Raw genomic sequence first — 12,637 nt, 5'->3', positions numbered from 1 at the left:
CGGCGCCCTGCTCTCACCCCCACCCTCCCAGGTGGGGAACTCCCGCGCAATTAGAAAATAGTTTATCCTGGTTTTTGACGCACTTAATAACTCCAGTGTATGTGTAAATTGCTACTCGCCCTCTCAGCCAATCGGAAATTGCGACACGACCTAGTGCTAGGATAGCTATTATCACTACTGACATGATCACCCAGAAAATCGCTCGTTTGTCCTTTATCGAAAGGTCACTCGCGAATTTACTCAGCACATAGAGAGCAACTACACCGAGAAGCACTACAAACAAATATGGTCCATATTGCTCCGCCTTGGCGGACAGTTTTAGGATTTCTGCTATCGACAAACTTGGCATGTTGGCATGCGTTCCTTCCTAGGAATGAGTATCTTCAGTTCCATGGTGACTCATCCGAACTGATGGTAGGCAATTCGTACTTTTGCAGTCCTAGACTTGGGAAGAACACAGTTCCTACCCTTGATTCAAGATGTTTCAAATTTGTTTTAAACTCCGATGGTGATTTATTTGAGTTGACCTCCATATGAGGTACTAAGAATGCGGTGAGTGCTGAATTATTGGTGTCCAACACAATTTTAAAAAACTGCGTTGGAACCGCCACTGCATTTCCACCAATTCGGGTAAGTGGCTCTTCGAAGACCGGTCCAGTAATCACGATCAAACTTCTACCGCCCTTCGCTAACTGCCTAACAGACTTTTCGAGCTCCACCCAGATACCCGTGTTAAATGATTGAAGCTGTGGAGCTATGTTTGAAAGATAAAACGTTTGCTTCATGGCGTCTTGGTCATGCGCCATATCTGCGGCAGGCACCATATGCCCTCGTTGAAAAGGAACATCTCGATAGTCCTCCAGCGTTGATTTTCTCCCAGGAAGAAGAGCTGGGTCCTCCTCAAAAGATAATGTGCCAAAGGCCCACCCAAAAGCCCGCTTGGGGAAAGCCATACGGGAGATATGTTGAGGTGTAAGTTCCTCAACGACCCATGCGGGGGTCTTAAAATTAGGACTATGGTCCACAAGAAATCCTCGATGGCATATCCGATCGTGAGTGGGCAGATAATCGACCATCTCACCCAATTTGCTACAATCTGCTGGCTTTAAGTTCGACGCGCAGCCAACAACTGCTAAGTGGATCAGCAGAATGTAACTGAATTCCCTGAATTGTGTGGAAATGGTTTTTTTCATCATACTGTGTTGTATATCCATCTAGAACCCATCTCAATAATGCCCGAGCAGTGATAACGCATACGCATGAAGTAGCCATACGAAATATTCATGGACACACGATCGGATTCGTTGCCACCTGCGGCAACGCATTCCATATTTCCGTGAGGTCAGCTGACCCAGTTGAGAACAAGATCTCCTCAGCACCGTCGACAATTTCCATTTTTGGCCCATAAGTGCTAGCAGAATAGAACCTCCACATAGGCTGCGATTCGGGTGTTCCCAACGTCTGTGCCGGAGCGGGAAGAGATACATCGGCTGTTTTTCTATTTCCATAGAGAAATAAATTACCTTCGTGGATGGGAAGACCAGCTGGCGTATCAATTCGGAAATAGACTGGCATCGCACTTGGTGAGTATATGTTGTCTTTGCCATTGATAGCGCTAAGCCTCAACGTCACGTTATTTTCATGAGGGCGCGATGGAGAAAGCATAAAGAGTTGTCGGTCCATCCCCATCTGGCTAAATTGAGGTTCACAACCATTAGCAAACTTCCGTCGCCTCAACACTGATGCTTCTGGGAGATTTGTATAGGGTGCGAAGATACGAGGAGGCCCTGACCTAACTTCAACACGATACAGAGTATTCGGTGTTGGATCCGGCAAATGAAAGGTCAGAGGGTAGGCACTAGTAGGAAAGTATTCCGTATCGAAGAGCTTTGTGGAAAGCACAAAGCTGGTGATCGCTTCTGGAGGACGAGGAGGGCCGGAGACCACGAACATCTGTCCCCGCGGATCACCGAATGACTTGAGCGCATCCATTGAGACATCGAGTGGTCTACCAGTCTGCGTTAATGCTAAGACCACCGTACTGGAATCGGACCACCCTCGTGTGGGGTAACCAGGGGGTGAACCAGCATCCGGGAAGTGGGCTCCTCCTCCAGGATAGGTCACCCTCTTTTCACCACGTTCGGAACGAAACCCAGCTGCTTTCAGTGCCTGAAGAAAGTAGGGAGCCTCCTGCAGCCATACTTGATTCACCGCTGAAACCCATGGGCCATATCCATGGTATCGCTCCCCAGATGAATCGTAATAAATACGTGCGGTATCATAAAAATCAGCCTGTACCCGCCGCAGATAGTCAGAATTTCCCGTGATCTGATAGAGAAAGGCATTTACGACTAAGTCATTGAACCCAGCCGTAGACCAGCTTACGAAACGATCCACCATCCGAGAGTCGTGTGTTAGATCATAATACCGCGTGAACCATTGTCTCGTCCAAATTGGATGATCTCCCGGAGAGCCGGTACATTCAAATGGTACGTTCAGCAAGTACTGTGACTCATCGCTCATCGCCATTAAGGCATGGGGATCCCACGTGCCGGTATAATAGTCCGTCATCTCTCCTAAATAAGAGACGCGGTCTCGCATAAAACTATTGGCCCAATCTTTACATTGTAACCCAGCTTGAGGCGCTCCAAGAGGCGTCAGCGAGCCTGGCCCGGCGACAGCAAACCACGTGCGTGCCAAATCCAGAGCACGCCTATCCCCTGTAAGGTAATAGCGCAGCATGAACGCCGCTGGGTTGATCCAATGCTCATGCAGCCCCGAATCGCCTCCCCACGGGAGAAACCCCTTGACGTGATACATATATCCGGCTCGCCCGTGTATGGCGCTTCCATCGTCGAAATTGTTGGTATCGATATCCATGTGATGGTCCGAATGCACTCGAGCCCACCGCAAGTGAGCGGGATTTCCACTGCGGAAATACAGCATCCAATCGCCCCACACATTTTGGTAGTGCGATGCGTTCCAGACGCGATGAATCAACGCTCGTCCGTGCGCAGGATCCCAAGAGTTATGGATATTGCCATAGATCCACATGCCATACTCGTCCCCCTGCTCCACAATACCGTGAAGGTAGCCGGGCATAGCGATCTCCAACGCTCGTTCCGTTGCCGGATCGAACTGCCGATCAACAGAAGACAATTTCCCCAATACTTCGCTTGCCGCATTCCACTCAGAACTCGCAAGGGCATGAGGATCCTCTCGGAATAGAGCAACCTGAGCTTGTATGCGGTCTGACGGTGTGCTAGAAGAATGAAAGGACAGCAGCAATTCATTATTGATCACCAACCCTTGACCGTTTGCACTGTTCATCCCAGAAACCTCACCATCACCATCAGGGTGGCCATTGAGTTCTTCAGTTAAGTAACCGGTGACCGCATTCGTGTAATCAACCGGGGGCTGAAGTTGCATTAACCGACCCTGGTGGGCATAGCGAAGCTTGTAAATATGCTCTTGAGCTGTGTCCACCGGCGAGCCTTCAAACACAGTGCGTCCATGTTTAGGCCAGAAATGCACGATCTGGTGGAGTTGTGAGCCAGAGTTACCAGGTGGTTGAGAAGCTCCAATCACGTTGTCGAGTTCAAGTTCTTTAGGATACTTCTGATAAATATCTTTGATCCCGATTACCATATGCGGAAACTTTGGAGCTAAGCCTTTTACCGCCAGCCACCCATCTGCATGGCGACCTGTAGTCAAGGTGGCCCCGTTCCCATCAACAAGCCGGAAAGCATCTCCCTTTTCTTGATGTAAAAAAGTAGTCTTCCCGCGTTTGGGCGCTGGCCCTTCAACGGGCTTGCTCCCCTCGATGCCAAATGCATAAGTTCCGGCTCCGACAAGCGTGTGGTTGTCCCAACCCAGATCTTGAATACGATTCTGTCGAGTATCGTACGTCAGGATGGTTCGATGTGAGATTCGGATGAATGGCTGATTCGCATAGGCTGAAATTCGCGTGACAAATTGACACAATTTGTTTCCAGTTGCGCTGATATACCAGCCGGATGCGCGAAGCGTAACTCGTTGTGGTCCGAATTCTTCCAATTCAACACCGCTGCCAGGCATGGTCTGATCTGGAAGCAGGCCATTGTCTGAGGTGTAGAGGGTCCCTGCTTCATCGACCAAGAATGGCTTCCCCGATCGCAGTGTCTGTTTCATCGGTGCGTGGTTATTCTCTTTAAAAAATACCTGCTCAATGCCAGCAAACCGTTGCCTATTCACTCGGAACTTGAGTGGGCCAGTCTCGACACTGATAGTCTTCGGAGTTTGGGAAACCTTGAGAGGACTTGATGGAGTCGGACTTGTGGGGGAAACATGTTGAAGCGTATAGGTGCGTGGAACCATTCCGTCATAACGTGCCGTGAAGTCGACGCCAAGCCACTTGATGCTTCCACCCAGCGGACGCCACATAGCCCGTGGAATGAGCTGTGCCGGTATGCGAACTCCGTTCTCAAACACGCCAAGAGATTGGGCATCAAATAAAGTACCTTCCGGAAACGGGATTCCCATTGTCACAGGCCATTGGGCATTGGATAGCACAGACTGTGAACCTACCTGGAGTGGTATCGATACAGGGAGGGCCGCAGCCGGTCTATTCTGGTTGACTCGTTCAAAGCTTATGGAAGCCGTCGTGAGCACTGCTCCCATCGCCTCATCAAGCAGCTGTGTTGCGACCATGAATTTCCCGATGGATAGCTGTTGCAGGTCGAGAAAGAATTCTAGGTCAGGCTCTATCATGAGATTCGTTGGAATATGATGACGCCCAACGACAGCACCCGAAGCATCAGTGACCTGGACATCGATCGCACGACGTGGATTGGTGACTCCTGGTTCACCCAGGAAGCTCACAACGATATGGGCCACAGGATCGCTGGCCCAATACACCTTACGATCGCTGAAGGCTCGAAATGCCTGTGGCCTTGCAGTCTGCTTGGGAGCGGGTGGAACGAAATGCACTCCACAGACCAGCGCCCCCTCGCAAAGAGGGGCGCTCAGAACGGAAGATGTTCCTAACCCAAGCGTTACGATTGTTGCTGTGAGAAACAAATACAATCCTCTCATAACGTTCCCCTTCATCTGCGTTTTGGACTCCATGTTCAGTGGTGAGAATCATTCGCTTTCACAGACGGGGAACTCCGCCTCACGTAGAGGAACCAGACATTGAGCGACCAGTGCCGCAGAGTCGGCTTTAGCGCCTCTAAGTCATAGACACGAGCCAACACCTTGTTCGAAGTCGACACGTGCCCCTGCGGCCCCCTTGACTTGAACTGTGTCGACAATAACTGAGGTAATGCTCCCATATTCAACACATCCCGGAGTCGAGTTTCCGGCACCACCAAACGGTCCCGATTTTACCCGCAAGCTGAAACCGCTGGTATTAACAATGATATGGCGCTTCACATTGACTCCCCAGAGGGAGTCTAATGTTTCCCAGTCGTTGGTCTTTAGGACCTGGGACATCGGGATTCGGCTTTTCTGCCCTGCTGCGCTGAAGGGCGGACCGTCCGGTCTTGGTGAGGGGGAGTTTGAAAAACACCCAGCCAAGACCAAAAGTAGAGCTGAGAGTAAAAGAAATCTAAAACCGTTGTTTCTTCCCATATCTTGTTGACTCCTTGCAGGGTATAAGTACGCCTCTGAGACAGATGTTTGGTATTTAATTGTCACTGATTTGTCCACCTTTCCGTTCCTCATGTACGACTCTATCTGCTGGCATTATTCCCGATGACAAAGTTGAGAAAATATTTTAGGTCATCTCCCTTCAGCACGGCTGTCCCGGTGTTCTCTCTCGTAATCATCTCCGCCGTGATGAGAGTCGACGTCAAATTCGGTAGCGTATTGGTAACAAAGCTGACGTATTGGGCACCGCTTAGGTCGTTCCGCAGATTTGCAAGACAGGCTTGAAACAGCATATCGCGCAGTACTTGCAATCCTTGGCTGCGCTGAATCAGAGCCGCCGTAATCAGTTTTCGAGTCGCCTCAACTTCAGATTTACTGGCTAATGTCACGTCATGCGGTAGCTTAGCACTCAACTCTGCCACACTCTTTAAGGCTGCCTCGATATCCGCTTTCACATCTGGCGATGGCTCAGGACAGGCGTATGCCGTTCGCGTTGGGAACGTAAAGATTGCACGTTTATCCGCTTGCAGGAGAAGTACCTTACTCTTGTTGGTATCCACAGTGATGACCTGATTAGGATCATTGAACGTTGAACAGGCAGTAAGCAGAAGGCAGGGAAGGATAAGAACAGCGAGTGCTGGATAGGTGTTCATGTGAGATCCTCCTTGCACCAGAATGTTATTTTATTAGATATTGATCCTGCCAAGCGCGATCCCGTTGAATGCTAGGATCTTGCGACGCCGAGCTGTTGTTTTCTTGTCGGACGGAAGGAAGGCGATACCCTTCTTGTTTAGCTGCCTCCTTACATTTCGCGACGTCGGCGCGGTACTCTAAAGGTGTGTGGCCCAAAGGGATCTTTCCAATACAAGCCTGATACTGTGCATATTGTTCAGCCGTCAATGCATACTTCCCATCTAACACTGCTCTCACGTCAGAACCGGTCGGGTTTTTGGTAGCTTCGGATGGCTCGCCGCTAACCCAAAACACTCTGACATCTGAACCGAATGGTGCTGGGGTGTATCCTTCTACTCCTCCAACCTCTCTACCGAGAAGGATAGGAAAGAGAAGAGCAATGAGTTTGGCTGTAATCATAACCATACCTCACATAGTTTCATCACTCGGCGGTTAAGCTCGGATGATCATAGAAGTGATATGCATTCCTAGAGACGATCCCTATCCCTTGTCCATAGCGTGCTCCCCCAGCCAGCCAGTGCTGCGTCAGGGAAGCTCATCGAATTCGCTCGGTCGTCGCTCGCCTTACCAACAGTCACATGGAGGAGCTGCCTGAGGAGGAGGTAGTTCCTTGATTTCCCTGATTTGAATGTCGCAATTGATAGGCTGGAAGGGCGGTGCGCCGAAATGAACCCGAGCTTGGCAATCGTGTTTATTATTCTTGTCAACCCATCCTAATGGAACTCCAGTCCTTGGATCAGTTTCCCCTTCACTCCCATAACAGGATCCTCCTCCACTACGTTTCGTTACTTGTACTTGCAGTCGTTCATATCCTGCAGAGCAAGGTCCTCCGTACACCAGATTTTCGCTTATACCTCCAATGTTTCCACCTTTATTTTCAATAATGAGAGGAAAGCTCCGCTCATCACCCGGTCCGTGGACCGGAGCTGGTGGGGCTCCAGGGCACTGCTTAACTAATACATTGACACTACTAACCTCCTGGGGACCAAACCTCATGATAATTTTCCTGTTATTCTTGCTGCAAAGCGGTGGTGCTTGGATGCTTAGTGTTCTTAGGTAGTGAGTGGGGGTTGCCATCCACTGGTCCAATGAGTCCTCTCCGCCATCATGCTTCAAAACAACATGAATCCCTTCCGGGCCTGTTGAATCAAGATCGTAGCCGTAATAGGCCAGTTGTGCAGGAGGATGCCCCATATCAATGCCTTCCGGTACGACCTGACAAAGACCCGGTTTCACAGGAGGGATGGGCTGACTACGCAATCGAGCCACTATGCGTTCCAGATCCTGCTTCATCCGGGTACGCACAAAATCGACATTGCATCTGATCTCCACTCCCCCAGTTGCAATACCCTTCTGCGCGAGTTGTGTAACCTCGTTTGCGAGAGTGGTCTGAACATCTTTAGTAAGCTGTCGCTCCAAATCTTTAAGAACGGTTTGCCAGTCACTAGACTGATTCAAAAGCTTATTAATTGCATCTTCAAAACGAGGGATAGCGTCTCTTGTAGCGGGTCCAGTAACTTTATCAATCAAACCTGTTACGTGATCGCATGCCTGAATGGTAAACGCTAGACACATGAGCATGAGTAAACATGCAAGGTGGGATTTTTTGCTCAAAGCAATGAAGCGTGAAGGGCGGGGTCGTAAATTGCCCCCTCTCTCCTCTGTCTCGAGCATGGCTGATTTAGCTGAACAACTAGGCTTCATGTCTCCACATTCAATCATTTCCACAAAACACCTCCTCTTGTGATTCAACTTCTCGCTTTGCACTTATTTGGGTACAAGTGCTTCTCTGCGCGGTCAATTACTGATACAAACCACAATGCGTATATTGCTCAAAGAGAGGAGCTAACTGGCCCGTTTCCCTCGCGCTGGTTTCAGCACGGCTTTTAAGCGGACCCGGGTTGGTCTTCCTCGTCGCACCTGTGGCCGCAAATAAGGCGGAGCCCATCTCCTAGACTCCGCTCTGTTAGAAGGATAGTGTCAGTAATCATCGTCCCTTCTCCCCTCTGGTTATTCTGGCAGCGGGGTTGGCTTCTCGTTCAAGTCCTTTTGCACCTAGTACAGGAAAGGTCTTGTATATCCTATCCGCGACACAGTCTTGGTAGTTATCCGGGAACAGCCAGATCTTCTGCCGGGTCTTGTCCGGGATGAGACAGCGATCTTCCGGCGACAGCGGAAGGCGAAGCGAGACTAGCACATCGGAAGCGATCCACTCGTTCGCGTACCAATAACCGTGGCCTCTCATGCCTCCCATCTCATGGTCCCCGCGCACGTCCGTCACGTCGATCGCATAGAGCCGGGGGTCCTTTGCCAGGTTCTGGAGGTCCTCGACTCGGAGCTCCTTAATGTCCGGCCGTCCTATGCGCGAGGTCCCCGCCACCATGGTGGAAAACCCGAGGGCTCGGTCACCCAAGGAAATGTAGACGTTCGTCTGTTGCGCAAGGTCCATAATCCCTGGCACGTGCTCGCGTGCGAACCTCTTCAGGTCCACGTCTGAGCCCGCGAAGACTACGCTGCCGATACGGAATCTCTTCGTGAGCTGCTCACGACTCTCGTCGGCGAACCGACCCCGCAAATGCGCCAGAGCACTTGCGAGCAACGGCGAGCCGCAACTGTAGCCAATCATGTTGATATACTCTGCCTCCGTATGGCTCAGCAGCTCGATGAGGCGTTCGATGTCCGGAATGAACTCCTCGGCGTCCGTGCATGCTCCATAGTTCCAAAAATGCCCACCCGTGGGCCATTGGAAGGCCACGGTCGCGCCCTTTCCCAGGTATGTGGACAGAGAACCCATGAGGACGGATACTTCCTCGAAACTGACCCGGTACCCGTGCACGTAGAGCACGATCTCGGGAGACCTGACCTTGGCCAGATACTCATTGATCCGTCTGACGAACTGCCGCTCTGCATCGGTGCGCGCCTCGCCAGCATACACATTGCCGATCGCTTCGATACGCTCGACGCGTCCCGGCCGCGGCTTGTCCACACTGCTCGTCCGGTCGGAAGCCACGAGGTCATCGAATGTCCAGCCCGGCTCGCCCAGGCCCACCTGCGCGAGGCCCAACTGGATTCCCTCATCGCTCCTCATAGCGCTGTAGAGGCTGTCCTTGCCGGGAGCAAGCGGCTTCCTGGATGTAGCATAGAAGACTGGGACTGTCGTCGTGCGTAGATCTGCGGGCACGTCAGAGAAGATATCAAGCCGCTCGTCCTTGTAGATGACCGGCGTGGCCATTAGATGCGGGTGCGAGCTCGCGCAGCCGAAGAGCACGGTCAAAAGGACCGACAGGACCATAAGTGACAAAGCTCTCGTCGCCTTCATATGTGCTGCATCCCTGCAGGCTGTCTCAATAGCATGGATTTGTGAGGCATGTTATGAACATGTCAAACTCCCAAAATCTAGTCCGATGTCAATTGTGTTCTGTAGGCCAGGCTGTACCTGTTTCGTACAGGTACCTCCATAGGAGGACACTGAAATGGTCCACAGGCCAGGCTCCAACATTGTAAACGGCTGTATGCTGGTCCGACACCCTGGAGCTGTCGACAACGGTAGTCCCGTAAACCCGTAGCCTGCCTCTTTTCTTTGCCCTGTTGTCGATTCTATCGTCACTGTTCCACTTCCTTTGCACGTTCCGGTCGTGAATCCCCCACCGTAATACAAGCCCACTGAAAGCATGCCGACGTTTCTTGGATTCTTCGGCTCGATTCCACCTCCGCCTCCAATGGTGCAACCGCCAAAAACCATCGCTGCCGACAACACCAATATATGAAACAGCCCATTGCAAACTCTACTCTCACGGCTTAGACTTGAATCCATCGCCTGACCTCCTCTGTTTTGCCATTCCCACACACGCACACGCCACTATTTGCAATATACCCCCTCAGTTTTGGCGCCAGACGATAGCATCACAAAACATTCGTAGTGTCTTTTACATAAAAACATGTAACAATGATAGATCCATATAGCCCTATCTTGCCTTAGGCCATTCGCCATCTATGACTCATGGAATGCCAGCGAATTATTTTCGTACTGTACCCATCAGGCAAGAAACAGGCCGCGAAGAAAACCCGTGACATGGCGTGAATTCCGAAGGAATGGCCTACTCCCTGCGTAAGAAAAATCCCACGAACTGAATCTCTTTCGATTCAGTGAATCTGAATGGATTCAGTGTGTGGATACAAGGCGGATCAGTTTGGAATCGAAGTTGTCGATGAGACCTAGCCCTGAGCGACGATATCCAGCTGACCTGTTGCGAAATTCAGGACAAACGGCCCTGGAAGTAAATGTTAGGCGCTACATTACATCCCGTTAATCCGACGACTTGCAAAAGAAGGTCGTGGAAGAGGTCGCCAAGATGCGGCAGTAGGGTCCCCTTGCTTCTCAAGTTCCAACGACACAGCATGTAGAGCGAGGAGTTCTGTACCCATCTGGATACGTTCTTCAGCCAACTCCCCAAGGACTTCCGGTATGCGGTCGAGATCCGTAACGCGGGGTTACTGGGTCCGGACTATCGCAAGGTCTTAGAGCATCACGGTGTCGCCCATGTCAGAGAGGGCTCCGGAAATTCGGACAGTGTGATAAGTGGTAGCCTGGCTTCACCGACGCCACCGAGAGGTGGTGAACCAAAGGAGCGAGGCGATGAAACGCACGAGACGGAATCACGGAGCAACCTTTAAGGCACAGGTCGCGTTGGCCGCCATCAAAGGTGACAAAACGTTGGCAGAATTGGCTGAGCAATTCAGCGTCCATCCCACCCAGATTACGGAATGGAAACAGCAGTTGCAGTCGCGAGCTGCGGACGTGTTTGGCGGGACGAAGCCTCCGTCAGAGACGCCGGATCTCAAAACGCTGCACGCGAAGATCGGGCAACTCGCGTTGGAAAATGATTTTTTAGCCGGAGCGCTCACCAAGGCGGGCTTGCGGAGCGCAAAACCATGATCGATCGCACCCATCCACTCCCGGTCGTGCGGCAATGCCAGTTACTCAACGTGGCCCGCTCGACCGCGTATTACCAACCGACGCCGGTCTCCGAGACAACGCTGGCATTGATGCGGCGGATCGACGAGCTGCATCTGCACTATCCCTTTGCCGGGGCGCGCATGCTGCGCGAGCTCTTGCGGCTGGAGGGCCATGTCATTGGACGGCGCTAGGTGGCCACGCTGATGCGCACGATGGGGATTGAGGCTCTGTATCGGAAACCGTATCTCAGTCGGCGGCATCCGGCCCACACCATCTATCCGTATCTCCTCCGCGATCTCATGATCAGTCGTCCTAATCACGTCTGGGCGGCCGATATCACCTACATTCCGATGCGACGAGGCTTTGTATATCTCTTCGCGGTGCTCGACTGGGCCAGTCGCCGGGTGCTGGCCTGGCAGCTCTCCAATACGTTGACGTCGGACTTCTGTCTCGACGCCGTGCGGGAGGCGATCACGCAGTATGGCTGCCCCGAGATCTTCAACACCGACCAAGGGTGCCAGTTCACCAGCCAGGAGTTCACGGGACTCTTGAAAGACCACGGCGTTCAGATCAGCATGGATGGCAAAGGCTGCTGGCGAGATAACGTGTTCGTGGAGCGACTCTGGAAAAGTATCAAATACGAGGAGGTCTATTTGCAAGCGTATGACACCGTCAGCGCGGCACATCATGGGCTGGAACGCTATCTGAGGTTCTACAACCAGACCCGACCGCATCAGGCACTGGATGGCCAGACGCCTGACCAGGTGTACTCTGACAATCTGACAACACGGCGGACCGCCGCGTAGTCAGGAATCCGCCAGGCACCACTTATGAACTGGCAGAAACTGTCCAACCAACTGGAGCCACCTCTCAGTAGAGCTGGTGAAGAAAGCGGTGGAAGAGAAGCGCAAAGCCTAAGTGATCGTGAACAATCGATCTGAGGGGAATGCCCCACTCACCATTCAAGCCCTACGGAATGTGCTGCAAGCCTCGGAGGCGTGAGCATTACTTATTTCCAGTGGAAATCCGCACACAAGTCATCGAGAGCGTCTCCATAGGATGTGCTTGCAACTTCTTAGCTCACGCCAACTACAGCAGTGGTGTTTAGTCTTGGGAAATTTCTACCCTGAGTCTCGTGAATCCAATTGGATACAAAGTGTATCGCTTTAGGTACAGTAGTGTGCCAGTACCTGAGGTATGTTCGCACATCTACTCATAATTTATCCTTGACATCAACAATAGCTTTGCTAATGATCTGCGCGGCAATCCAGTCGTGGGCATTTAGCATTCGGGAAACTGTCATCTGGTATCGAGAGTGCATTGGCACCAACTTAGGTTTTTCGGTATCACGTCGTGAGT

Annotated in this window: 6 protein-coding genes and 1 pseudogene; 1 reads left to right on the top strand and 6 read right to left on the bottom strand. The window is 51.7% G+C overall.

The genetic code is table 11. The annotated features are described in order from the left end of the window. Nucleotides 1–383: 383 nt before the first annotated feature. The 6 genes from ACMTNU_RS13825 to ACMTNU_RS13800 form a co-directional block, all read right to left on the bottom strand. On the bottom strand, nt 384–1,196 hold the full coding sequence (locus tag ACMTNU_RS13825; protein ID WP_413935844.1) for a DNA/RNA non-specific endonuclease: 813 nt from the start codon (nt 1,194–1,196) through the stop codon (nt 384–386). A gap of 85 nt (nt 1,197–1,281) precedes the next feature. Continuing rightward, entirely contained in the window at nt 1,282–5,073 is a 3,792-nt protein-coding gene (locus ACMTNU_RS13820) for a hypothetical protein (protein ID WP_413935843.1), read from the bottom strand. Between the two features lie 638 nt (nt 5,074–5,711). After that, on the bottom strand, nt 5,712–6,281 hold the full coding sequence (locus ACMTNU_RS13815) for a hypothetical protein (RefSeq protein WP_413935842.1): 570 nt from the start codon (nt 6,279–6,281) through the stop codon (nt 5,712–5,714). A 25-nt stretch (nt 6,282–6,306) separates the two neighbouring features. Next, nucleotides 6,307–6,720 (bottom strand): hypothetical protein, encoded by a 414-nt coding sequence (locus tag ACMTNU_RS13810; RefSeq protein WP_413935841.1) that lies wholly within the window; start codon nt 6,718–6,720, stop codon nt 6,307–6,309. A gap of 165 nt (nt 6,721–6,885) precedes the next feature. Then, nucleotides 6,886–8,049: a hypothetical protein gene (locus ACMTNU_RS13805; RefSeq protein WP_413935839.1), complete on the bottom strand. Its 1,164-nt coding sequence runs from the start codon at nt 8,047–8,049 to the stop codon at nt 6,886–6,888. A gap of 259 nt (nt 8,050–8,308) precedes the next feature. Next, complete coding sequence (locus tag ACMTNU_RS13800) at nt 8,309–9,640, bottom strand: alpha/beta hydrolase (RefSeq protein ID WP_413935838.1); 1,332 nt, start codon at nt 9,638–9,640, stop codon at nt 8,309–8,311. 1,317 nt (nt 9,641–10,957) lie between these two features. Here ACMTNU_RS13800 and ACMTNU_RS13795 point away from each other — a divergent pair. After that, nucleotides 10,958–12,084, top strand: a pseudogene (locus ACMTNU_RS13795) (IS3 family transposase). The last annotated feature ends 553 nt before the right edge of the window (nt 12,085–12,637 follow it).

The organism is Nitrospira sp. BLG_1, assembly GCF_047338595.1.
Classification (GTDB): Bacteria; Nitrospirota; Nitrospiria; order Nitrospirales; family Nitrospiraceae; genus Nitrospira_D.
Note: the sequence above shows the minus strand (reverse complement) of the source record. Positions and strands in the feature narration are given on the sequence as shown.

Excerpts from the sequence above, each read along its gene's own strand:
- ACMTNU_RS13800 (WP_413935838.1), bottom strand. The coding sequence starts at position 9,640 with ATGAAGGCGACGAGAGCTTTGTCACTTATGGTCCTGTCGGTCCTTTTG.
- ACMTNU_RS13820 (WP_413935843.1), bottom strand. The coding sequence starts at position 5,073 with ATGAGAGGATTGTATTTGTTTCTCACAGCAACAATCGTAACGCTTGGG.
- ACMTNU_RS13815 (WP_413935842.1), bottom strand. The coding sequence starts at position 6,281 with ATGAACACCTATCCAGCACTCGCTGTTCTTATCCTTCCCTGCCTTCTG.
- ACMTNU_RS13825 (WP_413935844.1), bottom strand. The coding sequence starts at position 1,196 with ATGATGAAAAAAACCATTTCCACACAATTCAGGGAATTCAGTTACATT.
- ACMTNU_RS13810 (WP_413935841.1), bottom strand. The coding sequence starts at position 6,720 with ATGATTACAGCCAAACTCATTGCTCTTCTCTTTCCTATCCTTCTCGGT.